General features: G+C 55.7%; 14 protein-coding genes and 1 pseudogene. 3 read left to right on the forward strand and 12 right to left on the reverse strand.

Features of this window, described 5'->3' with window-relative positions:
- Window positions 1-110 precede the first annotated feature (110 nt).
- The 3 genes and pseudogenes from BM132_RS09835 to BM132_RS09850 all read right to left on the reverse strand — a co-directional run bounded on the left by BM132_RS09835 (window position 111) and on the right by BM132_RS09850 (window position 4,753).
- Window positions 111-1,796 carry an arylsulfatase gene (locus BM132_RS09835; protein ID WP_072339361.1) on the reverse strand — a complete coding sequence of 562 codons (1,686 nt, stop codon included), beginning with the start codon at window positions 1,794-1,796 and terminating at the stop codon, window positions 111-113.
- A gap of 60 nt (window positions 1,797-1,856) precedes the next feature.
- Window positions 1,857-3,179 carry an alginate export family protein gene (locus BM132_RS09840; RefSeq protein WP_092454990.1) on the reverse strand — a complete coding sequence of 441 codons (1,323 nt, stop codon included), beginning with the start codon at window positions 3,177-3,179 and terminating at the stop codon, window positions 1,857-1,859.
- A gap of 928 nt (window positions 3,180-4,107) precedes the next feature.
- A pseudogene (locus BM132_RS09850) lies at window positions 4,108-4,753 on the reverse strand (TetR/AcrR family transcriptional regulator).
- A 371-nt stretch (window positions 4,754-5,124) separates the two neighbouring features.
- Here BM132_RS09850 and BM132_RS09855 point away from each other — a divergent pair.
- From BM132_RS09855 to BM132_RS09865, 3 genes are all read left to right on the forward strand, one after another.
- Complete coding sequence (locus BM132_RS09855; protein WP_256244246.1) at window positions 5,125-5,523, forward strand: FAD-dependent oxidoreductase; 399 nt, start codon at window positions 5,125-5,127, stop codon at window positions 5,521-5,523.
- Window positions 5,524-5,544: 21 nt separating this feature from the next.
- The gene (locus BM132_RS09860) at window positions 5,545-6,018 is read left to right on the forward strand and encodes a methyltransferase family protein (RefSeq protein ID WP_092454994.1); all 474 of its coding nucleotides are present in this window, start codon (window positions 5,545-5,547) and stop codon (window positions 6,016-6,018) included.
- Window positions 6,019-6,298: 280 nt separating this feature from the next.
- A complete protein-coding gene (locus tag BM132_RS09865) occupies window positions 6,299-7,144 on the forward strand; it encodes an alpha/beta fold hydrolase (RefSeq protein ID WP_092454997.1) in 846 nt (281 codons plus the stop codon).
- A gap of 277 nt (window positions 7,145-7,421) precedes the next feature.
- On the opposite strand, the gene BM132_RS09870 is transcribed toward BM132_RS09865, so the two are convergent.
- The 9 genes from BM132_RS09870 to BM132_RS28915 all read right to left on the reverse strand — a co-directional run bounded on the left by BM132_RS09870 (window position 7,422) and on the right by BM132_RS28915 (window position 14,500).
- The gene (locus BM132_RS09870; protein ID WP_092454999.1) at window positions 7,422-7,697 is read right to left on the reverse strand and encodes a cytochrome C oxidase subunit IV family protein; all 276 of its coding nucleotides are present in this window, start codon (window positions 7,695-7,697) and stop codon (window positions 7,422-7,424) included.
- Between the two features lie 3 nt (window positions 7,698-7,700).
- Window positions 7,701-8,267, reverse strand: coding sequence for a cytochrome c oxidase subunit 3 (locus BM132_RS09875; RefSeq protein ID WP_177218162.1), 567 nt, complete (start codon window positions 8,265-8,267; stop codon window positions 7,701-7,703).
- 50 nt (window positions 8,268-8,317) lie between these two features.
- Window positions 8,318-9,046 (reverse strand): hypothetical protein, encoded by a 729-nt coding sequence (locus BM132_RS28460; RefSeq protein WP_177218163.1) that lies wholly within the window; start codon window positions 9,044-9,046, stop codon window positions 8,318-8,320.
- A 337-nt stretch (window positions 9,047-9,383) separates the two neighbouring features.
- Window positions 9,384-10,328 carry a DUF7064 domain-containing protein gene (locus tag BM132_RS09880; protein ID WP_092142549.1) on the reverse strand — a complete coding sequence of 315 codons (945 nt, stop codon included), beginning with the start codon at window positions 10,326-10,328 and terminating at the stop codon, window positions 9,384-9,386.
- 102 nt (window positions 10,329-10,430) lie between these two features.
- Complete coding sequence (locus BM132_RS09885) at window positions 10,431-11,504, reverse strand: phosphotransferase (RefSeq protein WP_092455003.1); 1,074 nt, start codon at window positions 11,502-11,504, stop codon at window positions 10,431-10,433.
- A gap of 98 nt (window positions 11,505-11,602) precedes the next feature.
- Window positions 11,603-11,884: a cytochrome C oxidase subunit IV family protein gene (locus BM132_RS09890; protein WP_092225410.1), complete on the reverse strand. Its 282-nt coding sequence runs from the start codon at window positions 11,882-11,884 to the stop codon at window positions 11,603-11,605.
- A 4-nt stretch (window positions 11,885-11,888) separates the two neighbouring features.
- A complete protein-coding gene (locus tag BM132_RS09895; protein WP_092455005.1) occupies window positions 11,889-12,542 on the reverse strand; it encodes a cytochrome c oxidase subunit 3 family protein in 654 nt (217 codons plus the stop codon).
- Between the two features lie 117 nt (window positions 12,543-12,659).
- The gene (locus BM132_RS09900) at window positions 12,660-13,397 is read right to left on the reverse strand and encodes a hypothetical protein (RefSeq protein ID WP_092455008.1); all 738 of its coding nucleotides are present in this window, start codon (window positions 13,395-13,397) and stop codon (window positions 12,660-12,662) included.
- Between the two features lie 275 nt (window positions 13,398-13,672).
- On the reverse strand, window positions 13,673-14,500 hold the full coding sequence (locus BM132_RS28915) for a methyl-accepting chemotaxis protein (protein ID WP_371264117.1): 828 nt from the start codon (window positions 14,498-14,500) through the stop codon (window positions 13,673-13,675).
- Window positions 14,501-14,519: the final 19 nt, after the last annotated feature.

The raw sequence follows: 14,519 nt of genomic DNA on the forward strand, positions 1-14,519 counted from the left end.
CAAAATTTGCAACAAGCACAAGCATTTTAGAACGGCCCGGTAAGGCATTGATCAATCTCTTATCGAGTAGAAGCCGCGAAGATCCGCCGCTGGTTCCGCTTAGGCGTAAATCAATAGCCGCTGACCTGATCCGGCAGGACCACTTGATTTTGCTGCGCGTACTGGTCCCACGTCTTTTTTAGTTCTGCCACTCTAGCTGGCTCTTTTGCGCTGAGATCGTGCGCCTCAGCCAGATCCGTATGAAGGTTGAACAACTGCCACTCACCATTACCCCATGGCTTGGGCATATGCACCAGCTTCCAGTCGCCTTTACGTACGAAGCGCTTACCGAACAATTCACCGGCCTCCGTTCGCTCAGCCACATTCTGCCCCTTGAGCAGCGGTATGATCGAGGTCCCCGTCATCGGTGCAACTTCACGGCCTTGGTACTGCACTCCAGGACGTTTGACACCTGCCAGCTCTAACAATGTTGGCGCGAAATCTTTGACGCTGACCAGCTTGTCGAGCTTTTTACCGTGCGATTCAATACCCGGAATGCGGATGATACCCGCAGTACGGGTGCCTCCCTCGGTCGGAAAACCTTTAAAAAGGCTAAAGGTCGGGGATGACACACGAGCCCAGTTAGGACCAAGGAATGTGTAGGAACCAGGCTTACCCATGCGTTCGAAACTGAAGTCGTTAGTCTCGTCGATTACCTTGCGGATCTTTGGAAATTTGTCGCCTGGCCATGTATCGTCCAGGTCGTGGCCTTCCGCGCCGTTATCAGAAATGAAGATAACGACCGTATTGTCGTACAGACCATTTTTGCGCAGATAGTCGAAGACACGCCCCGTGTTTACGTCCATTTGATCCACCATCGCCGCATAGATTTCCATTGCACGGGCTTCACGCTTACGTTCTTCGTCGGTGAGGCTATTCCATGGCCGACCTTTAGGGGAACGGGCTGCCGGTTCGGCACCCGCCGGCACCAGACCCAAGGCTTTTTGCTTACTCAGCCTGGCTTCGAGCAATGCATCATAACCAGCGTCGTAGCGACCTCGATATTTGGCCACAGCCTCATCTGGCGCTTGCAACGGCCAATGCGGCGCAGTGAAGGCCATCATGCCGAAGAATGGACGCCCACTGTCCTTATCTGCGGCTATATAGTCGATCATCCTATCCGCGTAGTACTGGCTGGAATAGGTAAATTGCGCGGGCAATGTTTTAAGTATTTTGCCGTCCTCCGCGTAGGGTGCCCTAGCTTCCGGCGTAGGTGCATAGGCAGGCTTCATATCCGGGAAGTGACTGGCACCACCGCTAAGCATACTGAAGGAATGCTCAAAGCCGCGCTGGTTCGGAGTGGTTTGCTCAGTACTTCCAAGATGCCATTTACCTGCCAGGTACGTGTCATAGCCTGAATCGCGCAATAGGGAGGCGATCGTGACTGCCCGATCATTCAGATACCCTTCGTAACCCTTTTTGCCTTCCTGGTTAGGTGCTGTTTCTTCAGCCATATTGCCCAAGCCGACCTGATGGGGGTCCGCCCCGGTCAGCAGCGCGGCACGGGTTGGAGAGCAGGCAGGCATAGCCTGGAAGTTGGTCAGTTGCACCCCGGACGCTGCCAGGGAATCAAGGTTCGGGGTTTCTATCTCACCTCCGAAACTACCAAGATCGGAGTAGCCCATGTCATCGGCAACGACAACTAGAATATTTGGCTTGGTAGGGTCGCTGGAGGCGGCCAGCGCGCACGAGACGCTGAGTGAAGCAGCTATACCGACTGTCGCAGCCAGCGCGGAGCGAAAAAAGGGAGCACGCATCGGATATATCCTATTCGTAATGTATTTATGGTTTAACGTCTTTACGGCAGGAGACGATCACTAAAATGCAAATGAGATGACCAACTGGCTGTAAAGGTTAAGGTCATCGCTACCCTGTTGCGACCCACCCTCTTCTGCGCTCTTCTTCGGCTTATACAAGCCTACTAGCGGGCTGACCGTGAACTGTCCCAAGGTCCAATCGAGGTAAAGATCCAACTCTTTAGCGTCGAGGTTGCCTTGAGCAGGGTCGAGGGTGTTGAAATCGAAGAGAAGTACACCCATCGCTACATCAGGATGCGGTGTCAGGCCAAGGCTGACCATCTGAATGGCGGCATTCCGCTGAAATGGACCTGAGTAATTACCCGCCACCTCGCCCTGGAACCAGGTTCCATAACCCCGACTGAAGCCACTGAACAGCGGATCGTAGTTTTCCGAATAGCGGCTGTAGCGGTAACCGAGACGTGGCTGCCAAGGTGCAGCGGAGAACGTCCAGCCCGCCTCGGCATACCAAGCATGTTCATCACCCAGACTTTTCTCTTCATGGGCATACTCGAAGGACAGGAACAAGTCTTTAACCCCAGCGTTACCCTGGGCACGCAAGCTGGTGACCTTCAAACCGTCGCGCTGCCTGCTGAAAGCATTCGCCAGTTTGTCATCAACGCCTAACCCTTTGATATACGTCAGACCTACCGTACCCTCAGGCGCTACATGCTCAAGCACACCGATACCGAGCTCAGGCTTGGCCTTGATTTCATTATCTGACTTCAACCAGATCAAATCCCCGCGCCAACCCTCCTGTCCACCGAGGCGCAACCAGGCTGTCCGATCGAAGGCATTGCGAGCGGTCAGATAGTAGGCCCCTCCGCGATCAAGGCTACCGTCGGCGAAGTTATTACCCACACTCAGACCATCACCGTTGATGATGAACCCATCACCAATCTTGACCTTCTGGCTGCCGGCGGAGAAGTCTACGCCGTCCTTGCCCAAGGCCGGAAACAGATCCCCGGAGCGCCAGCCAATGTAGGCACGGTCAACAGCCGTACGACGCTCCGTTCCATCGGTATAGCCAGCTGCGTCACCCTCACCCCAGGTAGCATTGCTGACCAAGTTGAATTCTCCATACAGCGAAGTGTTTGCAGAACCTGGAAAGACCTGAGTTCCGCTCATCCCGTAGCGTACAAAACCCTCTTGCCATGCCACTGAACCTGGTTTTATCGGGCCACCCTGATTGTAACTTTCGTCGCTATGAAAGAAACCCACAGCCCCTTGAACATTCAATTTCAATGTAGTGTCAGAATCGGAGTATAACTCGTAGGCCCAAGCACCTGAGTTCATGGTACTCAGGGCGGAGAGCAACAACACGCTACGGTGAAACTTGCACATATCGAACCCTCTTTATGCTTATGTGTTGTGAAAGGCAGAATGTTTTGCATATAACCATCTCACCACAAAAAAATTAGAGGGTCTTGACGATAGCAGCCATGCAACTTGTACCAGCCTGCCAGCCCGAGGGGTCAGTACGCTGCTATCGGGCAGCTTTATGTACAAAGAAATTGATGGTCGAGCGAACAGCGACTCAGAGCAGTGGCTGAGTGAATCGGGTCAGAAGTAGTCTACGGGCGGCGGCAAACCTCGAGAGCAGCACCCAGCCAATCCGGTACAGAGTGTCCATGCTTAATCATGAACTCAGTATCAAAAGACGTATCACGCGTCCAACGTCACAAGAGTCGGGATCTGAGGCAACGATCCATTGCCAAGATGCTTGATGCCTATGGCGCACCCGTCCTCAATGTTCTTCGATCAAGTTCAACGCCGCCTGCTGTGCTGGAATAGCCCCCCTCCAGCCAAGACCAACAGCAAGTCCCATGAGCCGGCTGATCTTTTCCGATATCGAGTACCCCGGAAAACTTACGGACCCGTCGCGAGCGCCTCCTGGCCGAGATGGCCCTGGCGCAGTGGGCGGGTCAAACCGGCGTGCAGCTTCAGCCGCTGGTCGATGCGCTGCGCGAAGCGATGATCGTCCGACCTGGGGATTGTCGAAAGACGGCGTCACCGCAGCGGCCGTCACGGTCCTGATTGCCGCCTGGAAAGCGCGTATGGTCCTGCTCCATTTCATGGAGCTGGATCACGCCCTTGGGGGTACGGCTCTTGTTCGAGGGCTGGACGGTGCTTGTGGCCGTCGTCATCCTTGCCTCCTATTTCCTTGCTCCGATGTTGTCGTGACGCGCCAATGCCCGCCCTGATATTTGAGCAGATAGAACGAAGGGCCTGGACGACGGCTTCGACCATGCTGCCCGGAGCAATGAAATGGTTATCCGCCCGCGTGGTTGTTGCCACCGTGCGAGGCAATAAAAACATCGCGACGGCCGACCGGCAATAGGATTCGATTTCGTTGGCGTCCTCTGCTCTCGCTTCATCAAAGCGCGCGATAATCAAAAGATCGGACCCTTTGATCAGCGCGGCAAACAAACGGGCAGACTGGCGAGAATCGGGCACGTTCAGAACCGCCTTCGCGTGCAGCTGACGCAACAGGGCCTCGATTTGCGCGATGACATGGGCGGGGCCGGCTTCGTATTGGCGCTTGCTTAACGACTTTTGATTCGTCTTGTCGGCCATGATCATGGCTTCGACACTGCGCACGTCCGGACTCAACAGCGTGCGAAGCAGGGTTGTTCCCACCGCCGTGAGCTGATCTTCGGCCGAACCGTCGACGCCTGCAAAAAGGGCCTTTGGTGCCAACTGCTGGCAGTGGGCCGCAATGGCCGCGCTGAACAGCGCCTCCTTATTCTCGAAATGACGATAGATGCTTAGCTTGGATATCTTCGCCCGCTGGGCGACCTGTCCATGGTCGTCGCTTGAAAACCCAACTCAAAAAGTTCGCACGCGGCGTCGACTATAGTTTGGCCAAGCGTCTCGTTGACGGGTCGGCCGCGCCGGCCATGGCTATTTTTGGTCATAAGGACCCAGTACTTGACAGTATTGTAATTCCTTGATTAGGGTACTTTAAAGTATCTTAAATGCACAAGCCAATGGGTAGGTTTCAACCTGTTTTCCAAACCCCTGCTCGCAGCCCCTCCCGAGCGAGTATTAGTGGACGATATTGCGAACCAGGCCCAGCCATCCACTTCATCCGGAACACGGAGTTCATCACTATGAATGACGTCATCATCATCGGCGGGAGCTTTGCCGGCCTCGCTGCCGCCCTGCAGCTCGGCCGTGCCCGTCGCAAGGCGACGGCTTTGAAGTCGCCGGCCAGCATTGGGGCCTCGTCTGGTTCCGCCCGCAGTCGCACATTCAGGTCAAGCTGTATCAGGATTGGACCGACAGGTTGACGGTCTTCGCCGATGGTCACGACATTGCACCCGATCTCCGGGCCGATCTGGCCCACCGCAACATACCTGTCGTTGATGGCCGGATCACCGGGATCGCCCGTCACGGGGGCCATAGCGCCACCGTCAAGCTCGATACCGGCCCCGATGTCGCAGTCGACATTCTGTTCGCGCATCCGCCCACTAAGCCATCCGCAAGCCTTCATGACTCATTGGGACTCGCCACGGTCGATACGCCTCTCGGCATCGTCCTCAAGGTCGACGAGCGCCGCGAAACCAGCATACCCGGCATCTATGCCGCCGGCGATCTCGCCACCCCCGGAATGCCCTCGGTCACTACGGCATCATGGCAAGGTGCAATGGCGGGTATCTTCGCCCAGCAGTCGATGCTGGCTTGAGAGCACAAATTGGAGATGAGTATGACCGTCGAGCCGCACAACGCGGGTGTGCGCTTCCCTCCACCCTTACTCTATCTGGGAGCGCTGCTGTTGGGGCTGGCGGCGGAGCGGTTTGTCACCCTGCGCTCTTTCGGCATCGACTGCCGGTTGCTGGGCGCGACGGGCGCACTGCTGTTCGTTGCTGGGGCGGCGATGATGCTTGCGGCGGCGGGGCTGTTCCGCCGGCTTGGCACCAACGCTCCACCGTCGCGGCCAACGACCCTCATCGTAACAACCGGTCCCTATCGGTGGACCCGCAACCCTATGTATCTCGGCATGGCGCTTATCTATGCTGGCCTTGCGATCAGCTTCGACGGGCCGATCGCCTTCGCCTTGCTCCCGTTGGTACTGATCGCGATTCAGACGCAGGTGATCGCCCGCGAGGAGCGCTATCTCGAAGCGAAGTTCGGCGACGACTACCGCCGCTACAAGGTCGAGGTTCGCCGCTGGCTCTGACTATTCCGCTCCGCCGCTCCGCCGCTGCGGACTGCGGAACCGCGGAACCGCGGAACCGCGAAACCGCGAAACCGCGAAACCGCGAAACCGCGAAACCAGCATGCCCGGCATGGCCGCGGGTCATCCTGAAGGTTGCGGGCCTGTGTCACGACCAATCGACTGGCCGGCTGACCTCTCAGTCCACCCGCGCGCGGGAGCAGGCGCACATGTCCAAGACCAGAAACACCGAAGCCAGCATCAGCATTTCTCGCCCGACCATTTTTGAAAAAGGCTGACACACATGGAGTTCGAACACGTCACTTTCGACCTGCCACACGGCACCTTTCATGCGCTGAAGGGGGGGGATCCCAATGGTCAACCGACGATCGTCTTGCACGGCTTCCCAGATCATCCGCCGACCGCGAAGCCCTTCCTTGCCGAGCTCGGCCGCCGTGGCCGCCACGTCGTCGCACCCTGGCTTCGCGGTTACGCGCCGTCCCCGACCGCGGGTCCGTTCGACTTCGCAGCCCTCACCAGCGACGTGCTCGCGCTGATCGACCGCTGGTCTCCGGGACGCCCCGTGGAGTTGATTGGCCACGATTGGGGCGCCCTGATCACCTATGATGCCTGCGTCACCGCACCGGAGCGGATCGAACGCGCGGTCGCGCTCGCAATCCCTCATCCACTCACGTTCATGAGCCGGCTGACGCACCTCGCTCAACTGCGCCGGAGCTCGTACATGGGGCTCTTTCAACTGCCTGGAAGCGGCTGGATCGCCACCGCCCGCGATCTTGCCTTCATCGACCGCCTCTGGCGTCAGTGGTCGCCCGGCTTCTCGCTCGATCCTGCTCTCAAGGCAGAGCTACACGAGCATCTGCGCAAGAGCATGCCCGCGCCCCTAAAGTATTACCGGGCGATGCTGCGCCCCGGCATGATTGGTGCGACGCGCCGCATGTCTCAGCCGATCACGGTGCCCCTGTTGCAGCTTCACGGTGCCAACGACGGCTGCATCCTCCCCGCGCAGGTCGACGACCGACATCGGTTCACCGCCCCGCACGCGATGGAGGTCGTCCCCGGCGTCGGTCACTTCCTGCACATCGAGGCCCCTGAGGCGATCGCGGAACGGATCGCGGCATGGGCCAAGTAGCGTCCTTCCCCCCCTTGCCTTGATTGTATAGACCGGGGACATAGCTGACAGGTGTACGGGGACGTGGTTGACACTTCTCGGTGAGACGAGCTTGCCGTGCGAGGAAATTCAGCAGGCAAAGCGGTTCGTTTGGGCTGCTGACGGATTGACGATGACACTGGCTTTCAGATTCTGACTAAACAGGGCTGGACCGCGGCGCAGATCGAGACTCTGCATTCGCAGGGCATGATCTGGAGAATGGGTCAAACTTCCTGAGCAGTGCGGGCATTGGCACGCGTCACGACAACAGCGGAGCAAGGAAATAGGGAGCGAGGATGACGGCGGCCACCAGCACCGTCCAGCTCTCGAACAAGAACCGCACCCCCCAGGGGGCGTGGTCCAGCTCCATGAAATTGAGCAGGACCATACGCACCTTCCAGGCGGCAATCAATATCGTCGCGATCGTGGCGGTCGCTGCGGTGACGCCGTCTTTCGACAAGCCCCAGGTCGTGACGATCGTCGCGATGCTCAGCAACAACCACACGCTGGTCACCCATCGTTGTGCGCGGTCCATGTATTACCTCATGAGATAAAGTAGCGGGAAAAGGATGATCCAAAGCAAATCGACCATGTGCCAGTAGATTCCCATGCTCTCGATACCTACCAGGCTGCTGTCTCTGGCGTATGTCCCCGCCCGAGCGTGTGCCCAAAATACGGCAAGCGCTACGCAGCCAGCGACGACATGCAGGAGGTGGATGCCGGTCAGCGCGAAATAGAACATGAAGAAGTCGTTGGTCAGCATGGTGTAGCCGGCCTGAATCTTCCCCATGTATTCAACGACTTTCGAAATGCCAAACGCGATGCCGCCGGCGAGGGCGGCCGCCAGCCACGGGCCGACCGCGGCGCGCCGGCGCGCCGCCTGGACGGCGCGAACCATGCACCAGGAACTGGTCAATAAGATCAGCGTGTTGCCTCCTCCAAAGTGGAGGTTTAGAGCCTGACGTGAAGCCTCGAAGGTGTCGGGATTCTTTAGACGCTCGACCATGAATGAGCCGAACAGCAGCGCGAAGATCATCATGTCCAGGCCGACGAATACCCAGATACCTTCCAAACCCGGCAGGCGACGGACTTGTGGCGTGCACATGGGGGGCAAGAGGGGCCTGGCGGTAACACGCTGCCGTGACGGAATTAACTTCAATTCCTCCCCCGATCTTCCGCTTCGAGTCGCAGCAAAGCCTTCCGGGTCAACGGCACAAGGCAAAAGAGGTAGATGAAGAACGTCACGAACACGAGCCAGAAGGTGATCAGGCCGTGCCATGCAAAAATGCCGGTGGTCAGGAAAGGAATCAGTAGGACCGAGATGAAAGTTGCGCAGGTGAAGAAACCCAACCAGGCGATCCAGGATGGGAATAGGGGCTGCTCCCGCTTGTCCATCAGCATGCAGATGCCAATGGCGCACCACTCGATCGCAAAGATCACAAAGGGTGGATCGAACATGAACCAGCCTAGGTCGTAGAGCATCTGGATCTCCCCATCGGAGCGGCTGTCGGGCCGAAAGGCGGCGGTCATCCAGTAGAGTGCAGGCAGCATCAAGGTCAACATGGCAGCTACGCCGCTAGTACGCACCACCTGCGAGAGAACGCTCATGGAGTCCGTCAGGATGCGTTCCATGATTTTGGCCATGACCGCAGTCCAGGTCAGGTAGAAGGGCATACAGACGAACATGACCATCATGCCCACTCGAATACCGAAACTATTATCTCGGAAATAGCTGCTGATTTCGCTTGCGCTGAGGTAGGCCGGAGGCGGTGGCCAGAAGCCCGCGAATACAGCAAACCCAAGTAGTCCACCAAGCGCGACGATCAGAACAGAGTAGTTGCACAGATGCAGGATTCGGTAACTTGCCGAGCGTTCGGTCGTCATTGCGACAGGTCCTTTTTTATGGCGAATAGTCAGTTCTTCTTGTGTTGGCGAAAGCATCGTAGAGTTCGTTCGATCAATTTCTCGAGGGGTTCGTTGGTTTATGTGTAGGTCGGCCCGATGAGTGCGATTCCGCTGCGTGGCCAATCGTCGGTTACGACGATTTGGTGTACAGCGCTGGATTGTTTGCTGATAGTTCGAACATATGCGGCGCCAACACAGGTGGTTGACACGGTATCTGCTAACTACCCATGAAAAACCCACTATCCAGCGCTGGTAAGCATCCCCTTGTTGGGTGATCCCGCAGTTACGTGCAAAACTCTATTTACAGCTCTGGTTCTTAGCTTTCGCTTTGACGCAGATAATCAAGATAAGCCTTCGACCACCCCATTTCGACGTGACCTACACCTGGTTCACCGTCAATCTCCACAATCATCGAACCCTCGTTAAGGGTGTACAGAGGGCTGACTTCGAACTCAAACAAGGCAAATAGCTTGGTACGCACAGTGGTGACGCGTCCGGCTGCATCTTCGATAACAAACGCCATCTCGGTGTGATAAAACATTGGGTCTAGCGTGAAGTCGACCCGCACGTCCGTCACCTGCTCAATGCGTCCCTCTTTCTGGATGTATCCCATGAAGCCAGTGCGGCCAACAGCCATGTACTGAAAGACATTCAAGGCCACATCGGGGCCCGCCTGAGCTTCGAGCCACTTCGACTGCTGCACTTGCCCCCAATCACGCGTCCCCCACGAGTGGTCACGATGACCAAACGTCTCGAAGGGAATCGTGCGCTCGCCAAGGCGAAGCACGCCCTTTACGCGCCCACTTTGCTCAAAACGGTCTGTCGCCATCCAGGTCGGACATCCTTCCGGGCTGGAGCCGTAGTTGTAGGCTGGGTGCATCGCTTCGAACTGGTATTCGATACTGGCTTTCTGGCCGGAGTAGTGAACTTCCGCAGACTCAAGCGGTAAGCGATGGCGGACTTGGACATCACCCACGTGCCAATCGTCAAAATCCATATCACTGGGTACAAGAATACCGTCGCAAATCTCAAATATGGGCTCTTTGCCCACGCCGGAACCGTAAACGCTCAAGGCGGCGCCTGCTTTATTGTCCCCGCTCACCCAGGTGTAAATGAAAGCGGCGATGTTTTCTTCGGCAAGCTGCAACATGAAAACCAGCGACTCGCGCGCATGGGATTCGTTACCTAATTTATGACGGAGGTCGTGTTCCGGTCCTAGGGAAAATGCTGCTGTTGAAGACTTATTACCTACCTTGTTCATGTCCACTCCTGATTATTATCGTATTTATAGGGCAGCGCCTTGCTACAGAGTGCTGTCTGTCCGGACGTATGACGCAGTTCTCGACGGATGCTAACTTCAGTTTTAGTTGAAGAGTGCTTCTGCATTCAGCTCGAGAACATGCGCGCCGTGACGCTCCAGCGAAGCTTTGTACATCGCTAAGCCGCGCTCATTTTGTTGAACTAGCATGGAAGTACCCACCGCCATGAAAAAGCCATACAGGGCATGCAGGCGATAGCCATCCCAACAGGCTTGCCAAGAAAAGTCCCTTACTCCCATGGCAAGCAGCTGTTCGTGATAGTCACGGATTAACTCTTGCTCATGGTGCTGGCGGAGTTTCGTGGAGAGGCCGGCTCCGAGATAAAACGCGGCGTCGACCATCGGCGACCCTAAGCGCACCGTCTGCCAGTCAACAACTATCAATGGCGAATGCTCGCTATCGTGACCGAAGAGCATATTGTCGAGCCTGTAATCACCATGCTGTATGACTCGGGGGCCGTCCAACCTACTAATGTATTCGACTGAGCGAGGCACTACGCGCTCCGCCAGGCGAATCAGTTCGGGGTCGATAAGGGGCGCGAAGGTTTTGGAAAACCCATCCAGAGCACCAGGGAAGAGAGAGAACAAGCCCACGGTGCGTCGCTGGTCAGCGAGCCATGGCAGATCCAGGAGCGATGGGTCGTTCCAGCGCGGTTCCTGTAACCTGACAAGTTGTTGTAGCGCGAGACGTGCTTGCTCGACGGTTCCTCCCTCAATGACATTGCCCACACTGTAGGTACCAAGATCTTCGAACAGCAAAGTGAACCAGCCTTCGGTCGGGTCGAACTCTGCGAACCAGCAGCGTGGCGTTCTGATTTCAACGGTGCGACTGATTTGCTGATAAAAGCGTACTTCGGCTTCATACACTCCCATGGCAACGCCCGTTTGACGACTGGTCTCACTTACGGAAGCCAGTTTGGCAATAATGGTATTGGGGGCAAATTCATCGGCTCCCTCATAAGTAGGCGTCAGGCGTACGACAGAGCCCAATTGCCCTGTGCCAACGGTCTCCACCGTAAGATTGGAGACATGTCCTTTTGTAAGCGCACCGGCCTTGGTAAGGGTGTCCGTTAACCAGGCTGGGGTAAACTCTGCAGGATTGCGAATGATAGGTTTCATGTTGCCCCTTCAATTTGTGCGTGATCGGTTGGGTCGGTGAGGCGTATAAATAAACGCTTTGGATTGCATTTTTTACTGGGTTGCTGGAAGTGAAGTGTTTAATCTTGGCCTAGTCTGAGTCCAATAAATATGATTGTGGAAACAAGAAGCAGCCAGCCATCAAACGCTAATTTCCATGGCAGTGCCATGTTCTTGATCTGCATGAATTCCCGCATGACTAGCCTGCATTTAAATGCTGCAATAGCGATCATGATCAGGCGGCTCTCACTACTGGTGATCGCACTGCCAAGCGTGCTGCCCGAGAAATAAAAAGTTACTAGCGTGGCCATTATCAGAAGCAGCCAGACAAAAGTTTCGCGAGATGTGAATGAGTAAGTCATCTTTCTATCTCATGATGTAGAGCAGGGGGAAGATTATAATCCACAGTAAATCCACCATGTGCCAGAAGGTGGCGGAGCTTTCAAGTCCGTGAACGCCCGATGAGCCATTTTTTATGCGAAACAACATGACGATTAGAACAATTGATCCAATGAGTACATGCATAAAATGCAGGCCGGTAATCATGTAGTAAAACATGAAAAAGTCGTTGGTGAGCATGCTTATGCCGGCAGACAGTTTTTCTTTGTACTCTAGGATCTTTGAAATCGTGAAAGCCAAGCTGCACGCTAGAGTCAGGAGAATAAACACCATGCAGGTGCGCCGGTTCAGCTTGGATAGGCTACGTATGGCCAATACGATAAACCATGAGCTGGTTAAGAGAATGAGCGTGTTGAAAATTCCCGCATTTACGGATAACGACGATTGAGATTGAATGAAGCTGTCAGGATTTTTGGCTCTTTCATAAAAGTAAGAGCAGAAAATAATCATAAATAACATCATGTCCATCATGACAAGGATGAACACTCCTTCCTCGCCAGGGGCGTGCTTGTTTTCTGTTCGAGTAGGAATAGTTTCATGTTGCTCTGGGCGAGAGCTGTGTAGTGCTCCGAGCGGGTAGTTGGACTGTCTGTTTTTTACTTTCTCAATGCTGGCAACCATTTCAAATCGCTCTATTATGGAAGTTTGAAGCCCAATTGCACGCCCGCGAGTGTGCAATAGGACGGTCGCTCTATCATTTTTTGCAGGGAATCAATGGTGCTCGGTAAACAAGTGCTGTCAAGCGATGCCAATAGAATCCTGCTCGATGCGCTTAATGGCTTTCAGTACATAGTGAGTGGCGATGATGATCCATATAAAGAAATCAAACAGGCCAACGTAGTAGCAAAGAAGACCGTTCCACGCGAATGGGCCTGTCCGGAAGAACGGAATTAATACCGCCATAAGGAACGATAGGCCCATGGCAATCGAGAACCATCCCAGCCATTTGGGGAATAGCGGTCTTGGGTTTTTATCAATTAGGCACAGGCAGCCAAATGAAACAAACTGGGTGACGGATACCATGACTGTGGTGTCAAACCACAACCAAGAGTAATCGGCCAGCAATTTTATGTCTTGTGCTGTCTTCAGTTCGGGGTCATAGGCGGATGCCTCCCAGCCTACGCATGAGGCCCAGGTCGCCACTACAGTGCCGAAAGCCCCCATTAATTGTATGAGGGAAAGCGTGCCATTCGGGCCTTCGACATATTGCATGGTTCTAGAAACTGCACTGCCCCATATGTAATAGAGGGGGGTGGATAGAAGTATAATTAACATGCCGATTCGGATGCGGAGGCTGTTGTCAATATAATATTGATGGGTTTCATCTACGCTAAGGCTCTGTGCGGGAGGCGGTAAAAAGCCCGCAACTCCAGCCCAGGCTATAAGGATGATAATGCAGTATAGGTAACCTGCCCAGCCGCACCAGCGCCAACTTGTGAAGTGGGGGCGTTGGGGGATGTTATATATGGATTTCATGGTTTTTCTCCAATGGCTATGCGTTTGTTGTATTTGTGTCATGAAATTCAGTATGCGGCCTGTCTGGGCGAATATAGTTTCGCGAAACTTTCGTCGGTCGGAAGACGGTCTGCATCGTCAAAAAGTCCAGGCAACGAGGTCGGCGCATTTCACTAGATTCGGTAAGTCTTCTTCAGGCATTCCCTGAGCGATGAATCGCGAACACTGTTATTTAGGTATTATCCTCTCCCCCTGACGTCCACCCGACGTCGTCGAAATCGACGAATTAATGGAGGTCAGACCTTGAACTGATTAATGGCCTGGCGCAGGTCAGCAGCGGCGCCGTCCAAACTGCGGGAGACCGCCGCGGCGTGCTCGCCGGTGCTGCAATTTTCCTGGCTCATCTGCGCCACCGCCTCGATCCGTTGGGCGATTATCTGGGTGGTACGGTCCTGCTCGATCAGTGCCTGGGAAACCGCGCTGATTCCCTCCGATACCAGGCTGGCACTTTGCAGGATCTCGTTCATGCTGGCCGCCGCGTTTTCCGATAGCGCTTGGCTTTCGCGAGTGCGGCTGGTCACTATGGCCATTTCCACGACGGCCTGGCGGGCGGAGGCCTGCATGGAACTGACCATATCGCGGATCTCCTCGGCCGAAGTGCGCGTGCGCTCGGCCAACTGGCGTACCTCGTCGGCTACCACGGCGAAGCCACGGCCCTGCTCGCCGGCCCTTGCTGCTTCGATGGCGGCGTTAAGGGCGAGCAGGTTGGTCTGTTCGGCAACCGCCTTGATCACCTCGACGATGGTGGTGATGCGATCCGTTTCGTTGCCCAGTGCGCTGATAGTCTCGCTCGCTCGGCCGACCTGGCGCGTCACCTGGTCGGTTTCCTCTGCTGTGCGGCTGATTGCCTGCGCGCCGCAACCGGCGGCGTCCGCAGCATCCTGGGCTCGGGCGTGAGCATCGCGGGTACTGGCATTGATCTGGCCGATGGACGCGCTCATCTGTTCGATGGCGCTGGCGATATCTGTGGCAGCTTCGTTCTGCTGCACCGAACTCTTGGCCACCTGTTTAGCCATGGTGCTGGTCTGTTGGGCCGTTTGGTCGATGCGATTGGCGCCGACCATCACTTCGAGCAAGGCAGTC

This window comes from Pseudomonas sp. NFACC45, from assembly GCF_900113505.1.
GTDB classification, from domain to species: domain Bacteria; phylum Pseudomonadota; class Gammaproteobacteria; order Pseudomonadales; family Pseudomonadaceae; genus Aquipseudomonas; species Aquipseudomonas tehranensis.

What these genes read in the sequence shown, in the direction of transcription:
- BM132_RS09835 (WP_072339361.1), bottom strand. Translation starts at nt 1,796, where the DNA reads ATGCGTGCTCCCTTTTTTCGCTCCGCGCTGGCTGCGACAGTCGGTATA.
- BM132_RS09840 (WP_092454990.1), bottom strand. Translation starts at nt 3,179, where the DNA reads ATGTGCAAGTTTCACCGTAGCGTGTTGTTGCTCTCCGCCCTGAGTACC.
- BM132_RS09860 (WP_092454994.1), top strand. Translation starts at nt 5,545, where the DNA reads ATGACCGTCGAGCCGCACAACGCGGGTGTGCGCTTCCCTCCACCCTTA.
- BM132_RS09865 (WP_092454997.1), top strand. Translation starts at nt 6,299, where the DNA reads ATGGAGTTCGAACACGTCACTTTCGACCTGCCACACGGCACCTTTCAT.
- BM132_RS09870 (WP_092454999.1), bottom strand. Translation starts at nt 7,697, where the DNA reads ATGGACCGCGCACAACGATGGGTGACCAGCGTGTGGTTGTTGCTGAGC.
- BM132_RS09875 (WP_177218162.1), bottom strand. Translation starts at nt 8,267, where the DNA reads ATGTGCACGCCACAAGTCCGTCGCCTGCCGGGTTTGGAAGGTATCTGG.
- BM132_RS28460 (WP_177218163.1), bottom strand. Translation starts at nt 9,046, where the DNA reads ATGACGACCGAACGCTCGGCAAGTTACCGAATCCTGCATCTGTGCAAC.
- BM132_RS09880 (WP_092142549.1), bottom strand. Translation starts at nt 10,328, where the DNA reads ATGAACAAGGTAGGTAATAAGTCTTCAACAGCAGCATTTTCCCTAGGA.
- BM132_RS09885 (WP_092455003.1), bottom strand. Translation starts at nt 11,504, where the DNA reads ATGAAACCTATCATTCGCAATCCTGCAGAGTTTACCCCAGCCTGGTTA.
- BM132_RS09890 (WP_092225410.1), bottom strand. Translation starts at nt 11,884, where the DNA reads ATGACTTACTCATTCACATCTCGCGAAACTTTTGTCTGGCTGCTTCTG.
- BM132_RS09895 (WP_092455005.1), bottom strand. Translation starts at nt 12,542, where the DNA reads ATGGTTGCCAGCATTGAGAAAGTAAAAAACAGACAGTCCAACTACCCG.
- BM132_RS09900 (WP_092455008.1), bottom strand. Translation starts at nt 13,397, where the DNA reads ATGAAATCCATATATAACATCCCCCAACGCCCCCACTTCACAAGTTGG.
- BM132_RS28915 (WP_371264117.1), bottom strand. Translation starts at nt 14,500, where the DNA reads ATGGTCGGCGCCAATCGCATCGACCAAACGGCCCAACAGACCAGCACC.